The 26,893-nt window shown below is 70.8% G+C and carries 35 protein-coding genes and 1 tRNA gene; 15 read left to right on the top strand and 21 right to left on the bottom strand.

Translation table 11 applies throughout. The annotated features are described in order from the left end of the window. Positions 1–94: 94 nt before the first annotated feature. From AC3EVP_RS02285 to AC3EVP_RS02300, 4 genes are read right to left on the bottom strand one after another with little or no spacing between them, the layout of a single operon-like run. Complete coding sequence (locus tag AC3EVP_RS02285; RefSeq protein WP_435125591.1) at positions 95–457, bottom strand: hypothetical protein; 363 nt, start codon at positions 455–457, stop codon at positions 95–97. Continuing rightward, entirely contained in the window at positions 457–1,185 is a 729-nt protein-coding gene (locus AC3EVP_RS02290) for a GntR family transcriptional regulator (protein WP_435125271.1), read from the bottom strand. The genes AC3EVP_RS02285 and AC3EVP_RS02290 overlap by 1 nt, the downstream gene beginning before the upstream one ends. After that, entirely contained in the window at positions 1,182–1,439 is a 258-nt protein-coding gene (locus AC3EVP_RS02295) for a hypothetical protein (RefSeq protein ID WP_435125274.1), read from the bottom strand. The genes AC3EVP_RS02290 and AC3EVP_RS02295 overlap by 4 nt, the downstream gene beginning before the upstream one ends. 18 nt (positions 1,440–1,457) lie before the next feature. After that, the gene (locus tag AC3EVP_RS02300; protein ID WP_435125277.1) at positions 1,458–1,730 is read right to left on the bottom strand and encodes a hypothetical protein; all 273 of its coding nucleotides are present in this window, start codon (positions 1,728–1,730) and stop codon (positions 1,458–1,460) included. A gap of 80 nt (positions 1,731–1,810) precedes the next feature. On the opposite strand from AC3EVP_RS02300, the gene AC3EVP_RS02305 reads away from it, so the two are divergent. Together AC3EVP_RS02305 and AC3EVP_RS02310 are read left to right on the top strand one after the other, a co-directional pair. Beyond that, positions 1,811–2,566, top strand: a complete 756-nt coding sequence (locus AC3EVP_RS02305; protein ID WP_435125278.1) for a GntR family transcriptional regulator — start codon at positions 1,811–1,813, stop codon at positions 2,564–2,566. 137 nt (positions 2,567–2,703) lie between these two features. Continuing rightward, complete coding sequence (locus AC3EVP_RS02310; RefSeq protein WP_435125279.1) at positions 2,704–3,360, top strand: hypothetical protein; 657 nt, start codon at positions 2,704–2,706, stop codon at positions 3,358–3,360. Positions 3,361–3,640: 280 nt separating this feature from the next. On the opposite strand, the gene AC3EVP_RS02315 is transcribed toward AC3EVP_RS02310, so the two are convergent. Beyond that, positions 3,641–4,411, bottom strand: a complete 771-nt coding sequence (locus tag AC3EVP_RS02315) for a glycosyltransferase family 2 protein (RefSeq protein WP_435125594.1) — start codon at positions 4,409–4,411, stop codon at positions 3,641–3,643. After that, complete coding sequence (locus tag AC3EVP_RS02320) at positions 4,408–5,196, bottom strand: GntR family transcriptional regulator (RefSeq protein WP_435125281.1); 789 nt, start codon at positions 5,194–5,196, stop codon at positions 4,408–4,410. The genes AC3EVP_RS02315 and AC3EVP_RS02320 overlap by 4 nt, the downstream gene beginning before the upstream one ends. A 339-nt stretch (positions 5,197–5,535) precedes the next feature. Here AC3EVP_RS02320 and AC3EVP_RS02325 point away from each other — a divergent pair, with 339 nt between their 5' ends. The 4 genes from AC3EVP_RS02325 (at position 5,536) to AC3EVP_RS02340 (ending at position 9,538) form a co-directional block, all read left to right on the top strand. Further along, on the top strand, positions 5,536–5,907 hold the full coding sequence (locus AC3EVP_RS02325) for a hypothetical protein (RefSeq protein WP_435125283.1): 372 nt from the start codon (positions 5,536–5,538) through the stop codon (positions 5,905–5,907). 140 nt (positions 5,908–6,047) lie between these two features. Beyond that, positions 6,048–6,227, top strand: a complete 180-nt coding sequence (locus tag AC3EVP_RS02330) for a hypothetical protein (RefSeq protein ID WP_435125286.1) — start codon at positions 6,048–6,050, stop codon at positions 6,225–6,227. Next, on the top strand, positions 6,224–7,363 hold the full coding sequence (locus tag AC3EVP_RS02335; RefSeq protein ID WP_435125289.1) for a hypothetical protein: 1,140 nt from the start codon (positions 6,224–6,226) through the stop codon (positions 7,361–7,363). Before AC3EVP_RS02330 ends, AC3EVP_RS02335 begins: the two co-directional genes overlap by 4 nt. Before the next feature lie 99 nt (positions 7,364–7,462). Further along, a complete protein-coding gene (locus AC3EVP_RS02340; protein WP_435125292.1) occupies positions 7,463–9,538 on the top strand; it encodes a cell division protein FtsK in 2,076 nt (691 codons plus the stop codon). 1 nt (position 9,539) lies between these two features. Here AC3EVP_RS02340 and AC3EVP_RS02345 read toward each other — a convergent pair whose 3' ends face one another. Next, positions 9,540–9,902 (bottom strand): hypothetical protein, encoded by a 363-nt coding sequence (locus AC3EVP_RS02345; RefSeq protein ID WP_435125295.1) that lies wholly within the window; start codon positions 9,900–9,902, stop codon positions 9,540–9,542. Between the two features lie 226 nt (positions 9,903–10,128). On the opposite strand from AC3EVP_RS02345, the gene AC3EVP_RS02350 reads away from it, so the two are divergent. The 8 genes from AC3EVP_RS02350 to AC3EVP_RS02385 all read left to right on the top strand — a co-directional run bounded on the left by AC3EVP_RS02350 (position 10,129) and on the right by AC3EVP_RS02385 (position 13,927). Beyond that, entirely contained in the window at positions 10,129–10,347 is a 219-nt protein-coding gene (locus AC3EVP_RS02350; protein WP_435125298.1) for a hypothetical protein, read from the top strand. Positions 10,348–10,380: 33 nt separating this feature from the next. After that, positions 10,381–10,575 (top strand): hypothetical protein, encoded by a 195-nt coding sequence (locus AC3EVP_RS02355; protein WP_335971623.1) that lies wholly within the window; start codon positions 10,381–10,383, stop codon positions 10,573–10,575. A 17-nt stretch (positions 10,576–10,592) separates the two neighbouring features. Continuing rightward, on the top strand, positions 10,593–10,826 hold the full coding sequence (locus AC3EVP_RS02360; protein ID WP_435125302.1) for a hypothetical protein: 234 nt from the start codon (positions 10,593–10,595) through the stop codon (positions 10,824–10,826). A 102-nt stretch (positions 10,827–10,928) separates the two neighbouring features. Further along, a complete protein-coding gene (locus tag AC3EVP_RS02365) occupies positions 10,929–11,549 on the top strand; it encodes a hypothetical protein (protein ID WP_435125305.1) in 621 nt (206 codons plus the stop codon). A gap of 40 nt (positions 11,550–11,589) precedes the next feature. Continuing rightward, positions 11,590–11,892 (top strand): DUF6303 family protein, encoded by a 303-nt coding sequence (locus AC3EVP_RS02370; protein WP_435125308.1) that lies wholly within the window; start codon positions 11,590–11,592, stop codon positions 11,890–11,892. An 88-nt stretch (positions 11,893–11,980) separates the two neighbouring features. Then, entirely contained in the window at positions 11,981–12,343 is a 363-nt protein-coding gene (locus AC3EVP_RS02375; protein WP_435125311.1) for a hypothetical protein, read from the top strand. Position 12,344: 1 nt separating this feature from the next. After that, positions 12,345–12,557: a helix-turn-helix transcriptional regulator gene (locus AC3EVP_RS02380; RefSeq protein WP_435125314.1), complete on the top strand. Its 213-nt coding sequence runs from the start codon at positions 12,345–12,347 to the stop codon at positions 12,555–12,557. Continuing rightward, positions 12,554–13,927, top strand: coding sequence for a tyrosine-type recombinase/integrase (locus tag AC3EVP_RS02385; RefSeq protein ID WP_435125318.1), 1,374 nt, complete (start codon positions 12,554–12,556; stop codon positions 13,925–13,927). Before AC3EVP_RS02380 ends, AC3EVP_RS02385 begins: the two co-directional genes overlap by 4 nt. Positions 13,928–14,110: 183 nt before the next feature. Here AC3EVP_RS02385 and AC3EVP_RS02390 read toward each other — a convergent pair. Continuing rightward, positions 14,111–14,192, bottom strand: a tRNA-Tyr gene (locus tag AC3EVP_RS02390). Positions 14,193–14,402: 210 nt separating this feature from the next. Here AC3EVP_RS02390 and AC3EVP_RS02395 point away from each other — a divergent pair. Continuing rightward, positions 14,403–14,891, top strand: coding sequence for a YajQ family cyclic di-GMP-binding protein (locus AC3EVP_RS02395; RefSeq protein WP_335978348.1), 489 nt, complete (start codon positions 14,403–14,405; stop codon positions 14,889–14,891). A gap of 138 nt (positions 14,892–15,029) precedes the next feature. Here the strand turns inward: AC3EVP_RS02395 and AC3EVP_RS02400 are convergent, their stop codons facing one another. From AC3EVP_RS02400 to AC3EVP_RS02460, 13 genes are all read right to left on the bottom strand, one after another. Next, positions 15,030–15,524 carry a peroxiredoxin gene (locus tag AC3EVP_RS02400; RefSeq protein ID WP_435125322.1) on the bottom strand — a complete coding sequence of 165 codons (495 nt, stop codon included), beginning with the start codon at positions 15,522–15,524 and terminating at the stop codon, positions 15,030–15,032. 133 nt (positions 15,525–15,657) lie between these two features. Continuing rightward, a complete protein-coding gene (locus AC3EVP_RS02405) occupies positions 15,658–16,050 on the bottom strand; it encodes a YccF domain-containing protein (protein WP_435125324.1) in 393 nt (130 codons plus the stop codon). Then, entirely contained in the window at positions 16,047–16,907 is an 861-nt protein-coding gene (gene htpX / locus AC3EVP_RS02410; RefSeq protein WP_435125327.1) for a zinc metalloprotease HtpX, read from the bottom strand. The genes AC3EVP_RS02405 and htpX overlap by 4 nt, the downstream gene beginning before the upstream one ends. A gap of 216 nt (positions 16,908–17,123) precedes the next feature. Then, complete coding sequence (locus tag AC3EVP_RS02415) at positions 17,124–18,683, bottom strand: NADH-quinone oxidoreductase subunit N (RefSeq protein ID WP_435125330.1); 1,560 nt, start codon at positions 18,681–18,683, stop codon at positions 17,124–17,126. Further along, entirely contained in the window at positions 18,683–20,248 is a 1,566-nt protein-coding gene (locus AC3EVP_RS02420; protein ID WP_435125333.1) for a complex I subunit 4 family protein, read from the bottom strand. The genes AC3EVP_RS02415 and AC3EVP_RS02420 overlap by 1 nt, the downstream gene beginning before the upstream one ends. A gap of 7 nt (positions 20,249–20,255) precedes the next feature. Then, positions 20,256–22,280, bottom strand: a complete 2,025-nt coding sequence (locus tag AC3EVP_RS02425) for an NADH-quinone oxidoreductase subunit 5 family protein (protein WP_435125336.1) — start codon at positions 22,278–22,280, stop codon at positions 20,256–20,258. Then, the gene (gene nuoK / locus AC3EVP_RS02430; protein ID WP_435125339.1) at positions 22,277–22,684 is read right to left on the bottom strand and encodes an NADH-quinone oxidoreductase subunit NuoK; all 408 of its coding nucleotides are present in this window, start codon (positions 22,682–22,684) and stop codon (positions 22,277–22,279) included. The genes AC3EVP_RS02425 and nuoK overlap by 4 nt, the downstream gene beginning before the upstream one ends. Then, complete coding sequence (locus AC3EVP_RS02435; RefSeq protein WP_435125341.1) at positions 22,684–23,295, bottom strand: NADH-quinone oxidoreductase subunit J family protein; 612 nt, start codon at positions 23,293–23,295, stop codon at positions 22,684–22,686. Before AC3EVP_RS02435 ends, nuoK begins: the two co-directional genes overlap by 1 nt. Further along, positions 23,295–23,927, bottom strand: a complete 633-nt coding sequence (locus AC3EVP_RS02440; protein WP_435125345.1) for a NuoI/complex I 23 kDa subunit family protein — start codon at positions 23,925–23,927, stop codon at positions 23,295–23,297. Before AC3EVP_RS02440 ends, AC3EVP_RS02435 begins: the two co-directional genes overlap by 1 nt. Positions 23,928–23,930: 3 nt before the next feature. Beyond that, positions 23,931–24,893 (bottom strand): NADH-quinone oxidoreductase subunit NuoH, encoded by a 963-nt coding sequence (gene nuoH, locus AC3EVP_RS02445; RefSeq protein ID WP_335978368.1) that lies wholly within the window; start codon positions 24,891–24,893, stop codon positions 23,931–23,933. After that, positions 24,890–25,894, bottom strand: a complete 1,005-nt coding sequence (locus tag AC3EVP_RS02450) for an NADH-quinone oxidoreductase subunit C (protein WP_435125348.1) — start codon at positions 25,892–25,894, stop codon at positions 24,890–24,892. Before AC3EVP_RS02450 ends, nuoH begins: the two co-directional genes overlap by 4 nt. Then, positions 25,891–26,523 (bottom strand): NADH-quinone oxidoreductase subunit B, encoded by a 633-nt coding sequence (locus AC3EVP_RS02455; RefSeq protein ID WP_335978372.1) that lies wholly within the window; start codon positions 26,521–26,523, stop codon positions 25,891–25,893. Before AC3EVP_RS02455 ends, AC3EVP_RS02450 begins: the two co-directional genes overlap by 4 nt. Beyond that, complete coding sequence (locus AC3EVP_RS02460; protein ID WP_335978374.1) at positions 26,514–26,882, bottom strand: NADH-quinone oxidoreductase subunit A; 369 nt, start codon at positions 26,880–26,882, stop codon at positions 26,514–26,516. The genes AC3EVP_RS02455 and AC3EVP_RS02460 overlap by 10 nt, the downstream gene beginning before the upstream one ends. Positions 26,883–26,893: the final 11 nt, after the last annotated feature.

Below are 26,893 nucleotides of genomic sequence, written 5' to 3' on the forward strand. Positions count from 1 at the left end.
CATTCGTAGTGCCGACAGTCATCGGCTCGATTTCCTTTCGTCGGTGGGAGCGTTGCGGCGTCGAGGAGGGACCGCAGCTCGGGTGAAGCGGGGATCAGGTGGCGTCCCACCGCCCGATCGCGCGCTCGTTGAAGGACTGGACGACCTGGCGGAGCCGTACGGTCTCGCTCGCCTCCTCGTCCACGTCAGGCACCGGGAGTCGCCCGCCACGGCTCTCCGCGACGCGCAACGCGTCCGCGAGAGCCATGCAGAGGTGCGCGACCATGACACGCAAGTCGCTCTCGGGCGGGGCCTGTTCGGTCGTGTACTTCCGTACGTTCGCCAACAGGTCTCGGCCCAGGCCGAGTTGCACGGCCTCCACGTTGTCCGCGAGCCGGGAGAGGAACGACGAGCCGCTCGCGTCCGTGTCGAGGTAACAGGGCTTGCCGTCGGCGCCCTGCCACGGCAGGAGCCGCATCACCGCGCCGAGCCTTTTCCGTCGGCCGCGGCAATGCCCCTCGGGTCTCCCGAGAAGGCGGCTTCACCCCAAATGCCGGGCAGGACGACGTGGGCACAGGCGACCGTCCGACCGCCGCCCGCCGTGACCGTCCGATGGATCGCGAGCACCGGCGTACGGGCGGTGATGCGCAACGACTGTGCTTCCGCACCGGTGGGGAACCGGGCGGTGACCTGGTCGTAGCTGTTCACCTCCGAACTGCCGTCCGCCGACACGTCCATGAGCCCGCCGAGGATGTCGTCGCCCCACGGCGAGATCCCCGCGGGGAGCACCCGACTGCCGGACACCGCATGCGGCACGTGGACGTGCGCGAGCACCTGCGGCCCGTCCTCCCGATGGCTGAGGCACACGTACTCGGTGATCGGGGCACCCGGCGATTCGCCGAGGTGGGCGGCAAGTTCACCGGACGCGGCCCGTTCGACGACGCTGACGACGACGTGAAGACCCTCGGTACCGCCGGGATACGTGATCCGCTCCGCCGGCCGGCACACGAAGTTGCCGCGGCCCTGGAACTTCGCGATTAGGCCCTCGGCCTGCAACACGTCGAGCGCGTCACGGAGTGTCGGCGTACTGACCTGGTACCGCGCGGCGAGCCGAGTCTCCGGCGGCAGCCGGTCCCCCACGGCGTACTCGCCCGCAGCAATCAGCCGGCGCAGGTCGTCGGCGACGACCTGGTAGCGCGCGGTCACAGCGTCGCCGCGAGTCCGGGTCCGCGGCGGCTGCCGCGTCGTCGCTCCGCGGCGAGCACGTACGGACGGACGATCGCGGTCTCCTCGGCGCGGATGACGCTCCAGCGCGGAACGAGCTGCGCCGCAAGGACGGCAGGGGGCAACGGAGTCGTGCGCAACTGCTGGCTCAGCAGCGGCATTTGACGGTGCCGTCCAGCGGGCGGGAAGAGCTGTCGCGCGATCCACACGGCAGCCCGGAGGAAGAGTTCGGGCATCGGTTCAGCTCCTACGGTTCAGGGTGTTCCCGGTGACGCGTGACGCGCCGGGCCGGGGGCTGTCCGCACGACCGCCCCCAACTGGCGTCCGCGCGAGGTGCTGTCGGCAAAGCCGAACCGGTCGGCCGTTTCGAGGACCGCCAGAAGCTCCGGCCAGCTCCCCATGGGGAAGTCGGCCGGAACCAGCGCTTCGATCCGCGCGCCGTCACCGTCGTCCGTCCGCTCGGGCCTCAGACCTACGGCCGTCAGGCGCGTGCAGATGTCGACGATGCGAGCTTCGGATGGGGGCACAGAACGGTCCTCCGTTGCCAAACAGGCACTCTCAGTGAAGCTAGTTCACTAGATTAGAGCTAGTGGACTAGATTGTCCACATGCCTGATCAGCCGCCGTATCTCCGGATCGCGGACGCCCTCCGCGAGCGCATCGCCGACCAGGAGTGGGCCCCCGGCGACCGCCTGCCGTCGCGCGCCGACCTGGCCACCGCGTACGGCGTCGGCGACAACGTCATCCGCCGCGCCCAAGAGCTGCTGATCTCCCTGGGCACGCTCGAAGGCCGCGCCGGCTCCGGCACGTACGTGGCCGAGCCCCGCCAACGGCTCCGCATCGTCCGCTCCGTCTACCGCGAGCAGGCGGGCGGTTCGCCTTTCCAGTCCGACATGGCGGCCCTCGGCAAGCGCGGCACCTGGGAGAGCCGTACCGACGCCAAGATCCCCGCTCCCGCCGACATCGCGGCCCGACTCGGCATCGCCGAGGGCGACTTGTGCGTCCGCACCGCCTACGAGTTCCTCGCCGACGGCAAGCCCGCGCAGATCTCCACCAGTTGGGAGCCCTACGCCCTCACGGCGGGCACCCTCGTCGTCCTCCCCGAGGGCGGCCCCCACGCCGGCACCGGCGTCGTCCGCCGCATGGCCCAGATCGGCGTGACCGTCACCAGGGCCGTCGAGCAGCCCTCACCGCGCGTCGTGACCGCGGAGGAAGCCGCGTTGCTCGGCGTCCAAAAGGGCACCCTGGCCACGCACATCCAGCGCACGTACTACGCGGAAGACGGCCGCCCCGTCGAGACCGCGGACATCGTGGTCCCGGCCAACCTCTGCGAAGTCGTCTACGAGGTCCCGGTCAACCCGTAGCCTCAGCAGCAACCAGCTAATGGAACGCGGCCCGACGACGCTTCCTACGGAAATCTCCAAAAGTGACCGAGGCGGCCTAGCCTCATCAGCGATACCGCAGCCCTAATGAGAACACCCTCATAACGATGGAGTCGTGCGTGCCCCATCAGCGCCAGCGCATCATATCCGTGCTACTCCTCATCGGGATACTCGCACTCTTCACTGGAGGGGCTGCACAGACACGCCCATCCGGGCAGAAAAAATCATCAGCCGAGGCGGATACACAAAGAAAAAAGACGACCCGCAGAGCAGTTACACTGGCCGACGCGGTTCTCCCGTATCCCACCGGCGCAATGCACTACCCTGCCAAGAATACTGGCTACATGGACGTAGCCGGTTTCGTCAAACATGTCTACCAGAAGGACTACCAGTCCTACGAACGGACCTTCCTCGCCAACCATGGATTCATATCGGCATACTGCCGAGGCTGGATGGCTCCCGACGGATTCGAGTCCGACATCTGGCTCGCAAGGTTCTCAACCAGCGGACAGGCTCGTTACGAGTATCAGAGCGTAGCCTCCGCCTTTAAGTGGGAGAAAAGCCCTAATGTCGCATTCCCCGACCCAGCCGTAGCCGGGGAGGGGACGATGTCGCCAGAGAAAAGCAAGTACAACAAAACAGTAACTCAAATAGCAGCCTCATGGGGCGACATGTTCATCTACGTCAAAACATACAGCCCCGGCGATCCCGACAAGATCGCAACCATGACGCTCATGCAGCAAGAAATGCAGCTCTTGATCCAGAAATCGCAATGAGCGGACAATTTCCCGAAATTCTGGCCAAGTAGTCCACTCAGGCCGAGACGGACATGAGGCGGTAGTCGCGCGCTTTCGGCGAACCACTGCGCAGCCGCTTACGAAGCCCATGCCCGGCCGTAGCGTTCTGCGGACTCCATAGCGTCAGCCAATCGACGAATATATGCACTATCCACGGAATCCCGCGGGCCAGAGATTTCCGATATAGGCAAACCTTGGGAAGTGAGTAAACCCGCTGTTCACGACAAGGTGCTCCCCGGGCATGCAGGCATGTTCTGACTCAATCGGCCGCGGCCAGGCGCCAACCGGTATCTGCCAACGCCTCGGCACGGGCCGCCACCACCGCCATACGGGCTTCGCGCTCAGCCTCCTCCATGTGGCTCGGTTGGGCCGTGGCCTGGCCGGGCCACTTGCGGTAGAGGAGGCCGTACTCCCGGGTGAAGTAGCCGCGGCTCACGGTGTTGAGGGCCAGCAACAAGCCCGTGTCCTCGGAGGCGGGAAGAGCCATCCAACCGCCCAGAGCGAGGAGCAGGTCGCGGCGGACGAAGAGGGTTGCCGGATGGACCTGGGCGCGAGAGCCGTTGGCCTTCCAGTAGTCGACTACGGCGCCGGGGGAGATAGGGCCGTCGTCCGGGTCACCGTCGAAGCCGGCGGTGGAGCCGTCGGGGAGAAGGTCCAGGACGCGGGAGGTGGCCCAGCCGAGTTCGGGGTCGTCTTCCAGGAGGGCCAGGTCGCGCGCGAGGGCGCCCGGGGTCAACTGGTCGTCGGCGTCGAGGACTTTCACGTATGGCCCGGAGGCGTACGCAAGGGCCATGGTGCGGGCGACGCCCGGGCCGCCGGGTCGGCCCTGGTGGAAGGTGACGCGCGGGTCGTCCGGGACGTGGGGTCGTACGGCGTCGCCGCGGCCGTCCTCCTGGATGATCCAGCGCCATTCCCAGCCGTCGGGCAACTCCTGGGCGCACAGCGACTTGTAGGCGTCCGCGAGGTACGGCGCCGATGGGGCGTGGACTGCGGTGATGACGTCGATCCGGCGATCCGCCACGGCGGTCACCACCTTCCCAGATTGGTGACGAAGGTCATCTCCGTGCGGTCGCCCGGCAGCCGGACGTAGGAGTGCTCGACCACGCGGCCGTCGGTGTCATACGAGGTCTTGCCCAGCACGATGAGGGCGGTGCCGGGCGGCAGGCCGAGTTCCTCGGACTCTTCGGCCGTCGGCGGGCGGGCCGATACCCGCTCCTCGATGCGGTCGAGTTCGATGCCGATGGTGAAGAGCTGGTTCTGCGTGCCGCCGGGCCAGGGCTCGTTGGTCGCGTCCAGGAGTTCCGGGTTCACGGCGACCATGTCGCGCACTAGGTAGGAGACGACGAGGTTGAAGGGGTAGTCCTCCGCCTCATACCGGGTGCGGTACGTCCGCTCCACCATCGTGGTGCCGACTGGGACGCCGAAGATCGCGGCGAGTTCCTCGTCGGCCTCGACCTCGTCGTACACGGCGTAGAAGACGAGATCGTTCACTTCGAGCCCGGTGTCGTGCTCGGTCGACCCGGTCTTCTTCCGCTGCTGCTCCGGCTCGCGCGCCCGGTCCTTCTCCCACTGATGACGCAGGTTCGAGCGGAAGATCGGGGTACGAGGCTGCCGGACGAAGTTGCCGCGGCCGTGCTGCTTCTCGATCAGGCCCTCGGCCTGGAGGAGCCCGAGCGCCTGGCGAACGGTCGGCAGGCTCTTGTTGTACTCCTCCACGAGCACCGTCTCGGAGGGCAAGCGGTCACCGGCCCCCAGCTCACCTGCACGGATGCGGTCACGTAGATCGTCTGCGATCCGTTCGTATGCCTTCGCCATGCGGCTCACCGTCCTGATCATCGGCCCGCGCCAGCATACAACTCCTCAAGAGGTCTTGACGACTTAAGGAGTCACGTGTCACAGTCACTCACGAACTCCTAAAGAGGACCTGAGGACAGGATCTCTTGATGAGTTGCTGTGCTCGGAGCGTCCGGAGGGCCCGCGAAACGGTCCCTAAGGCAACGCCCGTTGCTTGAAAACTCCACAGAGCGCCTGAACGAACGAGTGCTTTTGATCCCGGCACGTCCGCTGCCCCGCCTCAGCGGTCGGCGGCCGCGCCGGGGGTCATGACCGCTCGTCCGTGATGAGCGGTCCCCACCACCTCAAAGGAGGGACCCGATGCATCTCGCAGTCGGCGACGTGGTCCGCGACCGCACCGACCAGGCCCTTGGCACGGTGGCCGGCCTCGCCAGCCACCCCGACGGCCCCCTCGTCGCCTTCCAGGTCGCGTCCGAACTGCACCTCGCCGATCCGGGCGACCTCGACCTCGTCGCCCGTGCGGCGGTTCGGGCCACGCCTCGCCGGAACGCGGCCCGCGCCACCGGATACGCCCTTGCCGTGCTCTTCGCCTTCGTCGCCGGCCACTCCGCGCGTGAGGTCGGCGCCGACTGGCTGCTGACCTTCCTCGCCGGCGTCGGCGGCTTCAGCGCCGTCACCACGGCCGTCCGCTGGTCGGCGCGGTTGGTGTCGCCCCGGAGGTTCCGGATCTGAGCCGCTCAGCGGCGCCCCGTCTCCGTACATGAGCAGGAGCTTCCATGCGTACGTTCACCCGTCGCTGCGAGAGCGGCGACGACTTGGAGTTAGGAGAACTCCCGGGATGCTTCCGGGAGCTGTTCCGCGGTCCGCCCGGCGTGCACGAGGCTGCGGACGAACGGGCCGCTCGCCTGGCGGTGGCCCGCGACGTACTCGCCGAGCTGCTGGACGAGGGCAACCGCGACGACCTTACCTTGCAGGACGCCTGGTACGCCCTACGGCTCGGCGGCGCCGAACTGCTACGCGGCACCGCGGCCCCGGTACGGGAGGCGGCGTGAACGCCTTCGCGAGCCTCACCCGTAGCCCGGCCGCCACGTTCGCCCTGATCGCGCTGGCGGCCTGGGCCGCCTGGCTCCTCGTCCGGCAACTGCGGCGCGGCACAACGGCGGTGCGCGTCGCCGCCCTCGCGGCGGCCGGCTGCACGGCGTACAGCGCCGACACCTCATGGCGGTTCGCCGCCGACTACCTCGACATAGCGGGAGCCGCCGAGCGCGCCGCCATGTTCGGTGCGGCCGAACTCGCCCTGTTCGCGACCGCGTTGCTGGCCCGGCAGAACCTGAACGGACCGAGCGCAGCTCCCGGAGTCCCCGGCGTGCTCGTCTGGGTTATCACGGGAGTGCAGATCATCCCCGCGTACGCCGAGTCCGGCCCGATCGGCGGCACCGTACGCGCCTTCGTCGGTCCGGTGCTGGCGGCACTGCTGTGGCACCTCGCGATGGGCATCGAGCTACGGCACCGCGCACCGGACGCGTCGTCCAACGGCTTCGGCGCCCTGCTGATGAGGGAGCTGCGGGAACGTCTGCTCTCCCGACTCGGGGTCGCCGAGCGGCATCGCGACGCCGCCCAGATCACCCGCGACCGCGCCACCGTACGAGCAGTGGCACTGGCCGCTCGGCTCGCCGAGATCAGCCCAGCGCGGCGAGGAAAGCGGCGCGGTCGGCGGATCGCGCGCCAGCTGTCCGTAGCTGTGGCCAAGGCGTCCGTCGGCACCGACGCCGATCAGCGCGACAAGCTGCTCGACCAGCTCGCGGCCCGCCGTCACGCGGTCGACCTCGCGACGATCGCGCTGCCGTCTCCGTGGGCGGCGCGACCGGACCCGACGGCGTCCGCGCTAGCTCACCACGTGCGCGCGCAGATGACACGGGCGACGGCGAACGCTCGCCGCTTCCCGCTGCCGCCGTTCACTGAACACCACGCGGGGAGCACGGCTTCAGGAGAGACGTGCTCTCCCGAACGTTCGCCCGCCAAGCTCGGCACTTCCGAGGCGCTGGCAGCCATCGAACGCGGCTGGACCGACGGCCTCACCGTCCGCGAGACCGCCCGCCGCGCCACCCGCGCCCCGAGCTACGTCCACAGCGTGTTCGTACGGCTCGACCGTGAACGCGGACCGCGTCCGGTGAACACGCCGCGTTGACGCCACTCGGTTCGCGCCACCCCATCACCGGGGCCCGGCCGCTGCTTTGGCGGGTAGGGCCGGACCCCGGCGTCCCCTCCGCGCAGGAAGGAACCGCCAGTGGAACATGCCCGACCCGACGACACACCCGTGGAGAAGTCCTTACCGCCGCCCGACGCCGTGCCCCTGGTCGACCAGCCCGACAACCGCCCCCGTCATGGCCTCACCGATCGCATCCCTGGCGCGAAGCGCCGCCCGATCGTGCCGACGTGGGCGCGCTCACGGCGAGATCTCCGTAGCGCTGCACGGTGGTTGGGCGGATACGTCGGCCATGTCAGCGCGTATCACGCGGTCCGCCTGCCCTGGTACGCCGTCCGCCTCTCCCTTCAAGCCCCACGTGGCACCGCACGTTTCGTCGGCGGCTCGCTGCGGTGGGTGGCCGACGCGGAAGGCGGCCCGCTGCGACAGGCCGCGGCCACGCGTGAAGACATCGAGGAGTACCTCAAGCTGTCACGGCAGCGGGACCGGCGGGTGCGGTGGCGTACGGTCGTCGGCATCCTCGCCGCCGTCTTCGGGACGGCGACCGCTCTCGCGTTGTACGTACTCGCCCCTGCGTGGGTGCTCGCTGCGAGCGGGGCGCTGCTCACCCTCGCCCTCGGCAGATTCGGGCAACCCGAAGACGCGCCGGTCATCCACCGGGCTGTGGACATCCCGAGAGCGACCAAGCTCACCAGCGACATCGTGCTGCGCGCGCTCGGCGCACTCGGCATTCCCGCGATCAACCAGGCCCAGGCCAAGGGGAATCCGGGATTCGCCTTCACCGCACCCATCACCCGCGACGGCCCCGGATGGCTCGCCGAGGGTGATCTCCCTTACGGCGTCACCGTGACCGATGTCCTCGACCGTCGGGAGAAGCTGGCGAGCGGGCTGCGGCGCCCGCTCGGGTGCGTATGGCCGGAGGCAGTTCCCGACGAGCACACCGGACGGCTGCGCCTGTGGGTCGGCGACCAGGACATGTCCAAGACCCGCCAACCCAAATGGCCTCTCCTGGCTGCCGGTTCAGTCGACCTGTTCAAGCCGCAGCCGTTCGCCACCGACCAGCGCGGACGATGGGTCTCGCAGACGCTGATGTACGTCTCCGGGATCATCGGGGCCGTCCCCCGGATGGGCAAGACGTTCCTCCTGCGCCTGGTCCTGCTGATCACCTGCATGGACCTGCGCGCCGAGATCCACGCCTACGACCTCAAGGGCACCGGCGACCTCTCGCCCCTCGCCCGCGTCGCCCACCGCTACCGGGCCGGCGAGGAAGAGGACGACATCGCCTACGCGCTCGCCGATCTCCGGGACCTGCGCGCGGAGTTGAGGCGACGGGCTCGCGTCATCCGCGAACTGCCGAAAGACCTGTGCCCAGAGTCGAAGGTCACCTCGCCTCTCGCGGACCGCAAGTCGCTCGGCCTGCACCCGATCATCGTCGGCGTGGACGAGTGCCAGAAGTGGTTCGAACACCCGCAACACGGCGCCGAGTTCGAAGAGCACTGCACCGACCTCGTCAAGCGCGGCCCGGCCCTCGGCATCACGCTTCTGCTCGCCACCCAGCGGCCCGACTCCAAGTCGCTGCCGACCGGGATCTCCGCGAACGCCACCGTGCGGTGGTGCCTCAAGGTGATGGGTCAGATCGAGAACGACATGGTCCTCGGCACCGGCTCCTACAAGCGCGGCGTCCGCGCCAACACCCTTGCCTGGGACGACAAGGGCATCGCATGGTTCGTCGGCGAGGGAGCCGATGCCCGCATCGTCCGGTGCGTCAAGCTGAACTCCCCCAGCGCCGATGCGCTGGCGTTGCGCGTCTACGAGCTACGGAAGCAGGCGGGACGGCTCAGCGGACACGCGCTCGGCGAGGACGCCCCGACGAGCGCGGCCGCGTACGACCTGCTGACCGACCTTGTCTCCGCGCTCCCGCCTGGCAAGGCCAAAGCATGGAGCGAGGACATCGTTACCCGACTCGCTGAACTCCGCCCCGAGGTCTACGGCCAGTGGACGCCGGAGCAACTGGCCGCCGCCGTCAAGCCATACGGCATCCGCACCGTGCAGGTGTGGGGGACCGCGGACGGCAAGGGCGCCAACCGCCGCGGACTGCGGCGCGACGACGTCCTCAAGGCCCTCGCCGAGCGAGGCGGGACCAGTACCGCCGCTTAATTCAGGGAGTGGTGGTCTCAGCTTCCGGCAGGTAGACGTCGCTCGACTGCGGGTCCCAAATGACCAAGGAGTGCAGAGCGGCAAGTTCTTCGACAGCCCTGAGTGCGGGCGTACTCCGGTCCGAATAGCTCATCGTGAGCATCACGTGATCGATGCCGATGTCCAACGGCCGCTCCATCCACGGCGAATCGACGCTGTCCGCCTGGTCGGGGAATCGCGCTCGCAACGACTCATAGAAGGCGATCACTCGCTCATCCGGATCGCCTTCCGGATGAGCGCCCGCCTGGCAGCGCTGGTACATCGCCGCTGCCGAGGCCCCGTCCACGTGCTCGTCCATCGCAAGGACGCCAAGGTCGAAACTCATACGGCCATCGTCCACCGCCCCAGTGACAATCACGGACGGTGACGCCGTCCCGGCCGATGTCGCGGTGACTCTAGCGCCCCAGCCCGCTAGGTCTAGCACCCCCGCTAGCGCCCCACACCGCATCTGACCTGTCCACTAGCTCCTAGCGGCCCACTCTCCGCACGCCCTGATTCCGCCCTGGAAGGGGTTTCCCATGCCCTCACTCACCGCCGCTATAACCCTCGTCGTGATCGCCGTCGCCTGCTACGCCGCCCTCTGCGCCGCGAGCCCGCTCGGGGTCTGCCGCAGGTGCGGCGGGTTCGGGTTCAAGGTCCGGCAGAACCGGCGCGGGCGGATCGTCCGGGGCCGGGAGTGCCGCCGCTGCCGCGGCTACGGACAGCGCGTCCGGGTCGGCCGCCACCTCTACAACGTCGCCACGCGGCTCCACCGCGAGGGCACCCGCTGACCGCCTCCGCTCGCTCCTGAGAAAGGCACCCAGATGGCTTTCAGCATCTCCGCGCTCGTCCTCTTCGGCGCGCTCGTGGCCCTGCTCATCCGCTACCGCGCCCTCGGCGCCGGCGCCGCGATCGTCGCCCTGCTCTTCGGCTTCTACCTCGCCCGCAGCAGCGCCGCCCCGTCCATCGACCAGATCATGTCCGCCCTCCGCGACGCCATACCCGGCAACCACACATGACCCCAAGGGAGTTCACCATGTGCGTCCAGAACCCCGCGCCCAAGCTCTCCCTGATGGCCGTCGGGGACCTCCGCGACGCCCTCACCGCCCTCGAACTCGGTCAGGGGCCCACCGCGATCACCGCGTTGATGTCCATCGACGCCGAGTCCTGGCAGGCCGTCGAGCACCGCCTCGCCGCCGTCGGCGGGGACCTCCACCAGCTCCTCGAACGCGCCGGGCTCGCGCCGGCCCCGGCCGGACCGCTGGACTGACGGCCCCCGGTACGGCTCCAACTCTCGTCCCAGCGAGGGGCGTTGGAGCCGCTCCGAGGACCGGACAGCCCGGCCCGACGGATCGCCCGACGGAGGAAACCGATGCCCGAGACCACCCCGGAATGGCACCTCAGCCTCCTCGACAGTGTGCGCGCCCTCGCCGCCGCCACCGAGGAACTGCGCGCCGCCCACCAGCACGCCCGCCACACCGCCCGCACCGCCGACCCCGCCCGGATCATCCCGGTCCCCGGCCTGCTTACCATCTCCGGCACCTCCGAGCCCGTGCGTCCCCACGACGAGGCCCTGTGGCAGCTCAGCGACCTGTACATGGTCCTCGAACACCACACCCGCGACCTGTACGAGAACGCCGCCCTCGGCTACGCCCACGGCACCGCCAACGCCATCGCCGCCGTCCTGCGCGCCGAGCGCCCCCACCACGCCGAACTCCCCCGCGACCGCCACGGCAACTACCCCCTGGCCGCCGACGACCTCCCCGACCTCAGCAACTCCCTCACCACGCAGGCCGGCGCCCGCGACCTCACTGCCCTCCGCAACCAGCTCATCGCGTGCGAGCAGGCCCAGGACACCGAAGAGGCCACCGAGGAAACGGGGTTGTCGACCACCCTCGCCGACGCCGCCCACGCCTACGGCCAGCACGCCGAGCGAGCCCTCCACCACCTCATCCACTACGCCGACACCCACGGCTTCCTCCGCGCGAGCTGACCCCCGCGCCACCCGCCCACGCCCCCGACGAACGGAGCACATGCCCCACACCCGCGCCATCCGCGCCCACATGATCCAGTCCTACGACGGCACCGAATGGCAGGTCTTCGTCGCGCTGCCCGACGAAGCCCGCTGGCCCACCGTCCCCTTCCCCCTCGCCGACGGCATCCCCACCCTCCGCGCCCGCACCAACGCCCTCGCCGCCCTCGGCTACACCCTGCTCAACGGCGAACACACCTGGGACTGGATGGAAACCGTCTTCGAGGGCGACCCCGACGGCACCGTCTCCCTCGTCGCCACCACCACCGTCGCCCCGTCCCACCCCACCACCGACGACACCTGACTCGACCCGGAGCAGCGGCCAACCGGCCAAGGACGCCCGCTGCTCCGGCCTCCCGCCCCGCCAACACGGCACAGGAGGTGCCCCCAGCATGCCCTACGCCCCCGGCCCGCAACCGCCCCTCGCGGCGCAAGCGGACGCCTTACGCGCCCTGCTCCACCTCACCGAGCTCCACCCCCACCTCCCCGGCGCATACGTCGTCTCCCACAACCTGCTCCCGGACCAGGTCGACATCCAGCTCGACAGCCCCGGCGCCTGGGAGACCTGGCGCGAAACCCTCAACCTCCCCGCCGACTCCGCCACGCACCGCGCCTTCGACAGCAGGGAATTCCTGGAATGCGTGACCGCCATCGGTGGGACCACCATCCGCATCTACGCCGTCTTCCCCCGCGTCGACACCATCATCCGAACGAGCCGCTTCCCCTTCATCAAGTCTGGGACCGAGGTGGTGTGACGTGACCACCCACTACCGGCGCCACCACCGCCCGCCCAAGGACGAGTTACTGCCGCTGTCCGCGGTCCTGGACGAACTCGGGATTACCCGTGCGTCCTGGTACCGCTGGCGCAATCGCGGTCTGGGCCCGAAGGTTCACCGTCTGCCGAACGGTCACCTGCGCGTACGCCGCAGCGAACTCGACTCGTTCCTCCGTGAGATGGAGGAGGCGTGACCGAGTGGAGTTACACCGTTCGGGTGTGGGCCATCCGCAAGCGCCCGTACCGCAAGCCCTACCAGCTCCGTTGGCAGGTCGGCATTCGGCCGCACTCCGAGTCCTTCCTGACGTCCGGGCTGGCGGAGAGCAGGAGGGCGGAACTCATCACCGCCGCGCGGGCCGGTGAGCCGTTCGACGTCGAGACCGGGATGCCCAAGTCCAAGGTCCGGAAGCAGAAGGACATTTCCTTCTACCAGCACGCCCGGAACTACGTGGACCTCAAGTGGGACCACGCTCCGGCGAAGACGCGCACCGGGTACGCGGACACCATGGCCACGGTTGCCGCCGTGCTCGTCAAGGACACGAAGGGAATGCCCGACGCCAGGCTTGCGAGGCGGGCGCTCTACAGCTGGGCGTTCAACAAGAACCGCTGGACCATCGATCCGCCGGAGGACATCAAGCAGGCGTTGGCATGGTTCGCCAAGAAGTCCCTTCCGATCTCCGCCCTCGCAGAAGCAGCAACCGTGCGCAAGGCCCTCAACGCGTGCGCGAAACGTCTCGACGGCAAGACGTCCGCGGCGTCCGTCATCCACCGCAAGCGGGCCGTCTTCCACCAGGCCCTCGCTTTCGCGGTGGAAGCGGATCTCCTCACCGAGAACCCTCTCCCAGCACTTCAGTGGAAGCCGCCCGAGCGGATCGAGGAGGAACTCGATCCGGAGTGCGTGCCGAACCCGGAACTCGCCGAGTCGCTGCTCGCGTCGGTGGCCGATCAGGGAGCGCGCGGCCGTCACCTCAAGGCGTTCTTCGGCTGCATCTACTACGGCGCCGCACGCCCCGGCGAGATCGTCGGCCTCAGCCGGCCCGACCTGAAGCTTCCGCGTCGCGGCTGGGGCATGGTCCGACTGCACGAAAGCCGACCGCGCGCTGGTCGACCGTGGACGGACTCGGGCGAGGCCCACGACCGGAAAGGGCTCAAGCACCGCCCCCGAAGTGCTGTCCGTTGGGTGCCGATCCCCCCAGAACTCGTCGCCCTCCTCCGCTGGCACATCACCGTCTACGGTTACGCGCCCGACGGCCGTGTCTTCCGTACCGCCCGCGGCGGCATCGTCCAGGAGAGCGGCTACGGCGAGGTCTGGCGCCGAGCCCGCGAGGACACCCTCTCCCCCGACGAGTTGAAGACCAAGCTCGCCAAGCGGCCGTACGACCTGCGCCACGCAGCCGTCTCCACCTGGCTCAGCTCCGGTGTCGAGCCTCAGCTCGTCGCCCACCGAGCCGGCCAGAGCGTCGCCGTCCTCTTCCGCTTCTACGCCAAGTTCCTCAAGGGCGGCGACGACGAGGCCAACGCCAAGATCTCCGCCCGCCTCGCCCAGCGCAGGCTGCCGTCCTGAGCGTGCCCCTCCTGTGCTTCGCTGTCGCAGATGCGACCGGGAAATCCCGTCCACGTCTCGTCCAGAGAGGCTGGTAGACACCGGGTCGGAGCGGCGCTCAGCGAGACAGCCAGCATCGGCGCCGGACACCCGAAGAGGGCCCCCGGCCAGCGCAAGCGCAGGTCGGGGGCCCTCTTCGGGGTGTGGCGGCACGTGGATTCGAACCACGGTAGGCTAAGCCGACGGATTTACAGTCCGCTCCCATTGGCCACTCGGGCATACCGCCATGGGATGGCGCCGCGGGCCGGCCTGGTGGGCCGGGGGTCGTGGCGACGGGGTAAACGATACCTGATGCAGAGGGGTGGTTCGCCACCGGATTGATCAGGGCATCGGCGGCGGGGATGGCTAGGCTGGGCCGGTGGCGGTGCCCGGTCGGGCCGCCGCCGATGTGATGGAACCGACGTACCGATGAACACAGTCAAGGAGCCCACTGAAGATGGCCGACTCCAGTTTCGACATCGTCTCGAAGGTCGAGCGGCAGGAGGTCGACAACGCCCTCAACCAGGCCGCCAAGGAGATCTCGCAGCGCTACGACTTCAAGAATGTCGGCGCGTCGATCTCGTGGTCCGGGGAGAAGATCCTGCTGGAGGCGAACTCCGAGGAGCGCGTGAAGGCGATCCTGGACGTCTTCGAGAGCAAGCTGGTCAAGCGGGGGATCTCGCTGAAGGCGCTGGACGCGGGCGAGCCGCAGCTGTCCGGCAAGGAGTACAAGATCTTCGCGTCGATCGAGGAGGGCATCTCCCAGGAGAACGCCAAGAAGGTCGCGAAGATCATCCGTGACGAGGGCCCGAAGGGCGTCAAGGCGCAGGTCCAGGGCGACGAGCTGCGGGTCAGCTCCAAGAGCCGTGACGACCTCCAGTCCGTGCAGGCCCTGCTCAAGGGCAAGGACCTGGACTTCGCGCTCCAGTTCGTCAACTACCGCTGAGCTCCGCGGGCCCGCGGACGGGGGAACGAGCAGCACGCGGTACGAGGCCGGCGGGTGCCCTGGGGGGCGGCCCGCCGGCCTCGGGCGTTGCAGCGGGGGCGGGGGCAGGAGGCGGGGACGGGGGTTGCCGGACTCGGGTTACTGGTCGCTCGCGGGCGGGTCGGCGGGGGCCGCGTCGTCGCCCTTGAGTTGCTTGACCACCGCCAGCGCGTCGTCCACGTGGGCGCCGACGTTGCTCATTGAGGAGAAGGCGTGGCGGATGGTGCCGGCCTGGTCGATGACGAAGGTGATCCGGGCGGGGACGACGCCGAGGGTGGTGGCGCCGTACTGCTTGCGGACGGCGCGGTCTGCGTCGGAGAGCAGGGTGAAGGGGAGTTCGTGGCGCCCGGCGAACTTGTCATGTGAGGCGACGCTGTCGGAGCTGACGCCGATCACCTCGGCGCCGGCGTCGGTGAAGCTCTCGTAGCCGTCGCGGAAGCTGCACGCCTCGGCGGTGCAGCCGCGGGTGTTGTCCTTGGGGTAGAAGTACAGGACGACGGTGTTGCGCGCCAGCCGCTCGCTGAGCGCCACCGGTGCCCCGTTCTGGTCGGGGAGGGTGAAGTCCGGTGCCTTGTCGCCGACTTGCAGGGTCATCGCGATCTCCTCGGTACGGTCGGTAACGGCCGGAGTAGAGCGTACGGGCGGCCGGCGGGGGCGGGGAGGGGCCGGAAAAGCGCGAGGCGCGCGTCAGGTGACGCGCGCCTTCTCCGTCGGGGCCCGGAACCGCTCAGCGGGTGGCGAACGGCTGGTCCGTCGGCACGATCTCCCGGCCCAGCGGCATCAGCGACAGCGGAATCAGCTTGAAGTTCGCGATGCCGAAGGGGATGCCGATGATGGTGACGCACAGCGCGATCCCGGTGACGATGTGGCCGAGTGCCAGCCACCAGCCGGCGAGGATCAGCCACAGGATGTTGCCGACGAGGGAGCCGGCGCCGGCGTCGCGGCGTTCGACGGTGGTGTAGCCGAAGGGCCACAGGGCGTAGACGCCGATGCGGAAGGCCGCTATACCGAACGGGATACCGATGATGGTGATGCACAGCAGCAGCCCGGCCAGGAAGTAGCCCAGGCACATCCACAGCCCGCACAGGATGAGCCAGATTATGTTGAGGATCGTTTTCATCGGTTGCGACCTGCCATCTCTTCCAGGCGCGCGATGCGCTCGGCCATCGGCGGGTGCGTCGAGAACAGCTTGGAGGCGTCACCCGGCCGGAACGGGTTGGCGATCATCAGGTGACTCGTCGTTTCCAGCCTAGGCTCAGCCGCGAGCGGACGCTGCTTCGTGCCCGTGTCGAGTTTGCGCAGCGCCGAGGCGAGGGCGAGCGGATCACCGGTGAGGCGGGCGCCGGAGGCGTCCGCTTCGTACTCCCGGGAGCGGGAGACGGCCAGCTGGATCAGGGAGGCGGCCACCGGGCCGAGGATCATCAGCAGGAGCATGCCGAGGATGCCGGGGCCCTCGTCGTCGTCGGAGCGGCCGACCGGGATCAGCCAGGCGAAGTTCGCCAGGAAGACGATGACCGAGGCGAGCGCGCCGGCCACCGAGGAGATCAGGATGTCCCGGTTGTAGACGTGGCTCAGCTCGTGGCCGAGCACGCCGCGCAGCTCCCGCTCGTCGAGGATCTGGAGGATGCCCTCCGTGCAGCAGACCGCCGCGTTGCGCGGGTTGCGGCCGGTGGCGAAGGCGTTCGGCGCCTCGGTGGGCGATATGTACAGCCGCGGCATGGGCTGCCGGGCCGCCGTGGACAGCTCGCGGACGATCCGGTAGATCTCGGGCGCCTCGAACTCGCTGACCGGGCGGGCGCGCATGGCCCGCAGCGCCATCTTGTCGCTGTTCCAGTACGCGTACGCGTTCGTGCCCAGGGCGATGACGAGCGCCACGATGAGCCCGGTCCGGCCGAAGAAGCTGCCGATGACCAGGATGAGTGCGGACAGGCCGCCGAGGAGTACGGCGGTCTTCAACCCGTTGTGCCGGCGGTGCACGTGCGCCCTCCAAGGTGTGCGGCGGGGACCTCCCCCTCAGGAAAACCTCCTGCACTGGTCAACGCGAGTCGGGCGCCGTTGGTTCCCGTGTGCGTACGCAGCGCTACCGTGCGAACGAGGCCGGAACCGGCCGGGTCCGCGCCTCGTGCCGCCCCACCTGCGGCGCGGCCGTGGCGGACCGGTTCGCCGCCGCGGGGCCGGGTCGGCGGCGGGTACTCACAGCAGCACTCCGGCCGCGTAGCGCAGCACGACCTGCGGCGCGCCGGACAGCACCACGCCCGCCGCGGCGGCAAGCGCGATGGCCGCGCCCAGCGCGAAGGGGGTCCGTGCGGCGGCCGCACCGGCCGCCGGCGCGCCCCCGCCGTCCGCGGAGAGCTCGGCAGCGGCCGCCGCGGCCTTCGTCCCGCCTGCTGAGGCGAAGAGCAGCGCCGTCCACCGCAGGTAGTACACGAGCGCGATCGCCACGTTGACGGCCATGATCACCGCGAGCCAGCCGTGCTGGGCGTCGACCGCCGTGGAGAAGACCGCCACCTTCGCGAACAGGCCGATCAGGCCGGGCGGCAGTCCGGCCAGGCAGAGCAGGAAGAAGGCGAGCGCGAGGGCGGCCGCGGGCCGGGCCGCGTACAGGCCGCGGTAGTCCGTCAGCCGCCCGTGCGGCGCGCTGCGGCCGACCAGGGCCGCGACGGCGAACGCGCCGAGGTTCACCACCGCGTACATCAGGGCGTACGCCACGGTGGTGCCGACGTGGTAGCCGGCGGGGTGGCCCGAGGACTCGGCGGCGAGCGGCACCAGCAGGTAGCCGGCCTGCCCGATCGAGGACCAGGCGAGCAGGCGTACGGCGCCGCGCTCGGCGCCGGGCCGCTGCCGCAGGGCGCCGACGTTGCCGACGGTCATGGTCAGCGCGGCCAGCACGCCCATCGCCGGGCCCCAGGTGTCGGCGTACGGGTGCAGGGCGAGCGTGGTGATCAGGATCAGGCCGGAGAAGCCGGCCGCCTTGCCGACCACCGACAGGTAGGCGGCGACCGGCAGCGGCGCGCCGGCGTAGGTGTCGGGCACCCAGAAGTGGAAGGGCGCCACCGCCAGCTTGAAGGCGAAGCCGACCAGCGTCAGGGCGGCGCCGGCCTTGCCGAGGGTGTGCAGCTGGGCCGGTTCGTGGCCGAGGGTGCGGCCGATCCGGTCGAGGTAGAGGGTGCCGGTGGTGGCGTACAGGAAGCTGACGCCGAGCAGCGACACAGCGGTGGCGGTCACCGAGGTGAGGAAGAACTTCAGCGCGGCCTCGCTGCTCAGCCGGTCGCCGCGGCGCAGCCCGACCAGGGCGAACGACGGCAGCGTGGTGACCTCCAGCGCCACGACGAGGGTGGCCAGGTCCCGGGAGGCGGGCAGCAGGGTGGCGCCGGCCGCGGAGGCCAGCAGCAGGAACCAGAACTCGCCGGCCGGCAGCTCCTCCTCGACGGCGGGCGCGGACAGCAGCGCGGTGAGCAGCGCCCCGCCGAGTACGAGCACCTGCACCACGAGCGCGAAGCGGTCCGCGGTGTACGAGCAGCCGGCGGCGGGGTCGGTGCCGCAGAACGTGGCGTGGTGCCCGGCCCGCAGCGGGATCAGGGAGAGCAGCGCCAGGGCGAGCCCGGCCACGGTCGCCCAGGCCAGCAGCCGCTTGTGCCGCGGCGGCAGGAAGAGGTCGGCGACCAGCAGGAGGACGGCCAGGGCGGCGGGGATCGCGGCCGGGGCGATCGCGGTCCAGTCGACGGACGCGGTCAGCGCGCCGAGGGAGGTCATCAGCTTCCTCCGAGCAGGGAGCGTACGGCCGGTTCGGTGAGGCCGAGCAGCAGCGCGGGCCACAGTCCGGCCAGCACGGTGAGGGCGGCGAGCGGCGTCCAGGCGGCGAACTCGTAGCCCTGCACGTCGGCGAGGGCCGGCTCGGCCCGGGCGGTGTCGCGGTCGCCCATGCAGATCCGGCGGACCACGACGAGCAGGTAGGCGGCCGTGAGCAGGGTGCCGAAGGCGGCGATCGCGGTGAAGGTGACGTAGGCGGGGCGGCTGAGGCCGGCGCCGGGGGTGAAGGAGCCGAACATCGCGAGCATCTCGCCCCAGAACCCGGCCAGGCCCGGCAGGCCGAGCGAGGCGACGGCGCCGAAGGCCAGCAGCCCGCCCAGGCGCGGCGCGCGGCCGTAGAGGGCGGCGCCGCCGCTGCCCGCGAGCCGGTCGAGGTCGCTGGTGCCGTAGCGGTCCTTCAGGGCGCCGACGAGGAAGAAGAGCAGGCCGGTGATGAGGCCGTGGGCGACGTTGGCGAACAGGGCGCCGTTGACGCCGGTGCGGGTCATGGAGGCGATGCCGAGGAGCACGAAGCCCATGTGGCCGACCGAGGAGTAGGCGATGAGCCGTTTGAGGTCGCCGCCGTTGCCCTGCCGGGCCAGCGCGAGGCAGGCGAGCGAGCCGTAGACGATGCCGACGACCGCGAAGGCGGCCAGGTACGGGGCGAAGGTGTGCATCCCGCCGGGCGCGATCGGCAGCACCACCCGGACCAGGCCGTAGGTGCCCATCTTCAGCAGCACCCCGGCGAGCAGGACCGATCCGGCGGTGGGTGCGGCGGTGTGCGCGTCCGGCAGCCAGCTGTGCAGCGGCCACATCGGGGCCTTCACGGCCAGGCCGAGGCCGATCGCGAGGACCGCGACCAGTTGCGTGGTGTGACTGAGGTGTGACCCGTTGTCAGTGGCGAGTGCCACCATGTCGAAGGTGCCCGCTTTCACGCCGATGAGGAGCAGGCCGAGCAGCATGACCACGGAGCCGAGGAGGGTGTACACGATGAAGCGCAGCGCCGAGCGTTCCCGGTTCGCGCCGCCCCAGCGCGCGATGAGGAAGTACATCGGGACCAGCACGGTCTCGAAGGCGAGGAAGAACAGGATCAGGTCGAGCACCGCGAAGCTGGCCAGCGTGCCGCCCTCGAGCAGCAGCAGCAGGGCGACGAAGGCGCGCGGCCGGGGCCCGTCCGGCATCTTGAAGTACGAGTACAGCGCGCACAGGAAGGTCAGCAGCGCGGTCAGCACCAGCAGCGGCAGCGAGATGCCGTCCACCCCGAGGTGGAGGTGGATGCGCAGCGCGGGAATCCAGTCCAGGTCGGTGGTGGCCTGCATCCTGGCCGGGTGGGAGTGGTCGAAGCCGGCGGCGAGCACCACCGCGAGGACCAGCACCGCGCCGGTGACGGTCACGCCGTGCCGCAGCACCGCCTGGTCCGGGCCGCGGCCGCGCAGACCGGGCGGCGCCGGCAGCAGGGCGCCGAGCGCGCCGAGCAGCGGCAGCACCAGGATCGCCGCGAGGATGTACTGAAGGGCGGTGTCGTTCACTTCGGGCTCAGCCTCCGACGGCGACGAGGACGGCGAGGACGACCGCACCGGCCAGCAGCGCGCTGAGGTAGGTCTGGACGTTTCCGGTCTGGGCCTTGCGGACGGCCGCGCCGAGCAGGTTCGGGGTGCCCGCGGCGCCGCGTACCCAGGTCTCCACCACGTCCCGGTCCAGGAAGCGGACCAGGGACGCGGCGGCCAGCACCGGCCGGACGAACAGCGCGGTGTACAGGGCGTCGAGGTGGAAGCCGTGCGCGGCGGCGGTGTGCAGCGGGCCGAGCAGCAGCCGGCCCGGGTCGCCGGGGTCGCGGGCGGCGGCGACGTCGCCGTAGACCTCCTTGTGGTGTTCTTCGGCCTCGGCCTCGATCAGGGCGGGTTCGGAGTCCGCGTCGAGGTGGTCGGTGAGCGCGCCCGCGGTGTCCGGCGGTTCGGCGGCGAGCGCGCCGATCGGCACGGCCCGGCGGCTGGCGGCCACCGCGCGCCAGGCGCCGTAGGCGAGCAGTACGCCGACCAGCGCGAGCCCGGTGCCCAGCAGGGCGGTGACCAGGGTCGGGCCGAGCGGGCTGCCGCCGAACCAGTCGGGCAGTTCGCGGTAGGCGAGCCCGCCGAAGGCGACGGTGGGGATGGCCAGCACCCACAGCACCGCGGTCATCGGCAGCGGCTGGCGGCCGTGGTCGGGGACGGCCGGGCCGTTGCCGAGGAAGGCGAGCAGGAACAGCCGGGTGGCGTAGGCGCCGGTGAGCACAGCGGTGGCCAGCCCGGCCACCAGCACCGTCCAGCCGACCGCCGACGGCACGTGCGCGGTGTCGCCGCCGGCGGCGTGCTCCGCGGCGCGCAGCACCGACTCCTTGGAGAAGAAGCCGGACAGCGGCGGGAGCGCGGCCAGCGCGGCCAGGCCCAGGCCCATGGTCCACATCGCGTCGGGCACCCGCCTGCGCAGCCCGCCCATGCGGGACATCGCGGTCAGCGAGTTGGTGCCGGCCGCGTGGATCACCACGCCCGCGCCCAGGAAGAGCAGCGCCTTGAACGCGGCGTGCGACAGGAGGTGGAAGACGGCGGCGTCGCGGTCGCCGACGGCCAGCGCGCCCGCCATGTAGCCGAGTTGGCCGATGGTGGAGTAGGCGAGCACCCGTTTGATGTCGTCCTGGGCGAGCGCGGCCAGGCCGGAGCCGACCATGGTGATCGCGGCCATCGCGGCCAGCACCGCGAGCGCGGCGGCGGACGCGGTGAACACCGGCAGCAGCCTGGCGACCAGGTAGATGCCCGCGGCCACCATGGTCGCGGCGTGGATCAGCGCGGAGATCGGGGTGGGGCCGGCCATCGCGTCGGGCAGCCAGGTGTGCAGCGGGAACTGCGCGGACTTGCCGGCGACCCCGGCGAGCAGCAGCAGCGCGGTCACCGTGGGGTGGTGCAGGCGCCCGTCGGCGGCGGCGGCCAGGATGCCGCTGATCCGGAAGGTGCCGGCGTCCGCGGCCAGCGCGAACACGCCGATCAGGAACGGGACGTCGCCGAGCTTGGTGACCAGGAACGCCTTGATCGACGCGGAGCGGGCCGCCTCGGTCTCCCAGTAGTGGCCGACCAGGAAGTAGGAGCAGATGCCCATGACCTCCCAGCCGACCAGCAGCACCATCAGGTCGCCGGAGTAGACGACGAGCAGCATCGCGGCGGTGAACAGCGAGACCAGCGCCGCGTAGGACGGGTAGCGCGGGTCGTCCCGCAGGTAGGAGACGGAGTAGACCTGCACGCAGGTAGCGACCAGGCCGACGAGCAGCGCGATCAGGACGGAGAAGCCGTCCAGGTGCAGCGCGAGGTCGATCGGCACCGAGCCGGTCGCGGTCAGCCGGTGGGCGGCGTCGGTGGCCTGCCCGGTGCCCTGGCGGGCGGCGACGACGGCGGCGAGCACGAAGGCCGCGGCGGTGGGCAGCACCGCCAGCGGCCGGACGAAGCCGGGTGCGCGCCGGCCGAGCAGGAGTCCGGCGGCCGCGCCCAGGAAGGGCAGTGCGGGGACGAGCGCGGCAAGGGCGGTCAGGGTCACGCGGTGGCCTCTGCCTTCTCGTCGGGGCCGGCGGCCGCACCCGGACCGGCGTCCGGGTCGGCGGCGTCCGGGGGCGCGGGCGCGCCGAGCGGCCGTCCGGGGTCGGCCAGGTCGGCGAGGCGGTCGATGTCGGAGGTGCCGCGGTTGCGGTAGACCAGCAGCACGATCGCCAGCCCGAGCCCGATCTCCGCGGCGGCGACGGTGATGGTGAACAGGGTGAGGGCCTGCCCGGAGTGCAGGCGGTCGCCGAGCCAGGTGTCGAAGGCGACCAGGTTGAGGTTGACGGCGTTGAGCATCAGCTCGACGGACATCAGGACGAGGATCGCGTTGCGCCGGGCGAGCACCCCGTACAGGCCGACGCAGAAGAGCAGGGCGGCCAGCACGGCGGGGTAGACGAGGTGCATCAGCGGTCCTTGCCGTTCGGGGCGGAAAGGCCGCCGGACCCGGCGGCGGGCAGGGCGGCGGCTCCGGTGCCCGCCCTGCGCCGGGACAGCACGATCGCGCCGACCAGCGCGGCCAGCAGCAGCACCGACAGTGCCTCGAAGGGCAGCACCCAGAACCGGAAGAGGCTGCTGCCGGTGACCTTGGTGGCGCTGACCCCGGCGGTGCGGTGCACGTCGATCCAGGTGCTGCGGAAGGCGTCCACCACCACCCACACCAGCGTGGCCGCGGCCGCCACCGCCACCGCCAGGGCCACCCAGCGGTTCTCGGAGTCCGCGTCGGGCGAGTGGCCGATCGGCGCCCTGGTGAGCATCAGGCCGAACAGCAGCAGGACCACCACCGAGCCGACGTAGATCAGCACCTGCACCCAGGCGATGAACTCGGCGGTCAGCAGCAGGTACTCCACCGCGATCCCGCCGAGCGCGACCACCAGCCACAGGGCCGCGTGCACGAGCTGGCGGGTGGTGACGGTGACGACGGCCGCGCCGAGGGTGGCGAGGCCGACGAGCAGGAAGGTGATCTCGACGCCGGTCGGCGAGAGGAAGCCGTGGTGGCTGGCGACACTGCCGTGCATCACGCCTCGCCCTCCCCGGGCCGGTCGTCCTCCGAGGCACCCTCGGCCTGCCCCGACTGCTCGGCCTGCTCGGCCTGCTGAGCAGCCTGTGCTGCCTGAGCTGCCTGAGCTGCCGCCTGCGCGGCCTTCTCCGCCGCCTTGTGCGCGGCCGCGACCTCCTTCGGCTCCTCGGCCGCAGGGTCGAGCGGCGGCGGAGGCGGCACCGTCCACATCCACTCGCGCAACTTGTCGCGCTCGTGCGTCAGGTCGAGGATGTCGGTCTCGGCGTACTCGAACTCCGGCGACCAGAAGAGCGCGTCGAAGGGGCACACCTCGATGCAGATGCCGCAGTACATGCACAGCGAGAAGTCGATCGCGAAGCGGTCCAGCACGTTGCGGCTGCGCTCGCGGCCACCAGGGGCGGCGGGCGGCGCGGTCTCCTTGTGCGAGTCGATGTAGATGCACCAGTCGGGGCACTCACGGGCGCACAGCATGCACACCGTGCAGTTCTCCTCGAACAGCGCGATCACACCGCGGCTGCGCGGGGCGAGTTCGGGTTGCGCGTCGGGGTAGCGGGCGGTGACGGTCTTCTTCGTCATCGTGCGCAGGGTGACGGCCAGGCCCTTGGCCAGGCCGGAGCCGGGAATCGGCATGGCTTACGAGGTCACCACCTTGACGACGCCGGTCAGGGCGATCTGGACGAGGGAAATCGGGATCAGCACGGTCCAGGCGAACTTCATCAACTGGTCCTCGCGCAGCCGCGGGTAGCTCACCCGCAGCCAGATCACCACGAAGGCGAGCACGCCGGTCTTCAGCAGCGTCCACAGCCAGCCGACGCTGCCGGACCAGGGCCCGTGCCAGCCGCCGAGGAACAGCACCGCGGTCAGCGCGCACAGCACCACGATCCCGGCGTACTCCGCGAGCAGGAACAGCGCGAAGCGCAGCCCGGTGTACTCGGTGTACGCGCCGAAGATGATCTCGGAGTCGGCCACCGGCATGTCGAACGGCGGCCGTTGCAGCTCGGCGAGTCCGGCGGTGAAGAACACCAGGCCGCCCATGAGCTGCCACAGCGTCCACCACCAGTGGTACGACTCGACGATCCCCGGCAGCGACAGGGTGCCCGCGGCCATCGCCACGGACGCCGCGGCCAGCAGCATCGGCAGTTCGTACGCCATCAGCTGGGCGGCCGTGCGCAGGCCGCCGAGCAGCGAGAACTTGTTCGCCGACGCCCACCCGGCCATCAGCGAGCCGAGGACGCCGACGCCCATCACGGCCAGCACGAAGAACAGCCCGGCGTCGACCGCCTCCCCGACGAAGCCGTGCGGCCCGACGGGGATCACGACCAGCACCAGGAGGTAGGGCAGCAGGGCGACGGCGGGCGCGAGCTGGAAGATCCGGCGGTCCGCGTCGGCCGGGACCACGTCCTCCTTCTGCGCGAACTTCACGCCGTCGGCGACGAGTTGGGCCCAGCCGTGGAAGCCGCCGGCGTACATCGGGCCGAGCCGGCCCTGCATGTGGGCCATCACCTTGTGCTCGGTCTGCCCGACCGCCAGCGGCAGGACCAGGAACGCGACGAGGACGGCGACCAGCCGCAGGACGACATGGAGCGTGTCGTTCACGGGGTACGGCCTCCTTCTCCTTCGCCGGTGGGCGGTTCGTCACGTGCGGGCGGCGCGGGTTTCGGCTCCTCCTGCGGCCGGTCGGCCTGAGGCGGCTCGGACCGCGGGGGCTCGGCGGGTTTCGACGGCGCGGCAGGTTTCGACGGCGCGGCAGGTTTCGACGGCTCGGCCGACTCCGGTTCCGCCGGTTTCGAGGGCTCCGCGGGCGGCTGCCCGGCCGGCTGCTGCCAGGGCGCGTCCGGGCCGGCCGGGCGCGGCGTCCGGGCCGGGCGCTCCGTACCGCCGCCCCCCGTGCCGCCAGCCGCGCCGCCCGCCGCGCCGGACTGGCTCGCCGAACCCTCCCCCGCCGTCCGCGTCCGGCGGGCCGGCCGCTCCCCCGCGGCGCCGCCCGCTCCCGCGCGGCGCGCCGGACGCGCCGGCGCGGGCGGCAACTGGCCCTTCAACGGGCCCCAGTCGTTCGGGTCCGGCACCCCGGGCGGCAGCATCTGGCGCCGCTTCGGGCCGCCGTCGTGCGACTCGCCCGGCTCCTTCGCGCCCGGCCACGCCTTGGCCACCCGCGCGGCCAGCACGAAGTCCTTGCGCAGCGGGTGCCCCTCGAACTCGTCGGGCAGCAGCAGCGGTGCCATCCCGGGGTGCCCGGTGAAGGCGACGCCGAACATCTCGTGCGTCTCGCGCTCGTGCCAGCCCGCGCCCGCGAAGACGCCGGTGGCGCTCGCCAGTTCGGCCGCGTCATGGGGCACCGTGGTGCGCACCAGCAGCCGCCCGAGACCGCCTTCCAGCCGGACGAGGTGGGCGCAGACCCGGAAGCCGGTGCCCGGCTCGTCCACCGCGCTGAGCCAGTCGAAGAAGGTGCAGCCGAGCACGTCCCGGGCCGCGGTCAGCGCCGCCACCCATCCGGCGGGCGGGACGTCGACGGTCAGCAGGTCGTACGACTCCTCGGCGGTCGCGCCCTCGCCGAAGACCTCGGCCGCGGCCTGGGGAAGCTGCTCGAAGTGGCTCACCGCTCCTCCGCCTCCGCCGGCGGCGGGGCCACCAGTGAGCTGGTCAGCGCGGCGGTCGAGGGCTGCCCGCGGCCGGCTCGGCGCCCGTACCGCTCGCCGAGCGACTCGCGGGCGATCTTCTCCTGGAGCTTGAGGATGCCCTGGAGCAGCGCCTCGGGGCGCGGCGGGCAGCCGGGCACGTAGACGTCGACCGGGATGATCTGGTCGACGCCCTTCGTCACGGAGTACGAGTCCCAGTACGGGCCGCCGCAGTTGGAGCAGGCGCCGAAGGAGATGACGTACTTCGGTTCGGGCATCTGCTCGTAGAGCCGCTTCACCGCCGGCGCCATCTTGTCGGTGACCGTGCCGGAGACCACCATCAGGTCGGCCTGGCGCGGGCCGGGCGCGAACGGGATCACCCCGAGCCGGATGAAGTCGTGCCGGGCCATCGACGCGGCGATGAACTCGATCGCGCAGCAGGCCAGGCCGAAGTTGAAGACCCACAGGCTGTAGCGGCGGCCCCAGTTGAGCACGACCTTCATCGGCTCGGGCGCCAGCCGGGCGAGCGGGCCGAGCCGGCGCGGCTCGGGCAGCAGCGTCCCGGCCGGTTCCGGCTGCGGCTGCGCCGGGTCGGGCAGGGTCACGTCCATTCCAGCACGCCCTTCTTCCACGCGTAGAGCAGCCCGACCGCGAGGAAGCCGAGGAAGACGAACATCTCGACGAGCGTGGTACCGCCGAAGCCGTGGGCGGCGAAGACCGTCGCCCACGGGAAGAGGAAGATCGCGTCCACCGCGAAGATCACGTAGAGGAACGCGTACACGTAGTAGCGGATCTGGGTGTGCGCCCAGTCCTCGCCGACCGGGTCGACGCCGCACTCGTAGCTGAGCAGTTTCTCGCGGGTCGGCACGTCCGGTCGCAGCAGCCGCCCGGCCGTGAACGAGACCGTCACGAACAGCACGCCGACGACCGCGACCAGACCGACGACCGAGTAGCCGTGGAAGTAGGCCACGTCCGTCCGCC

The sequence above is a fragment of the Actinacidiphila sp. bgisy144 genome (assembly GCF_057708105.1).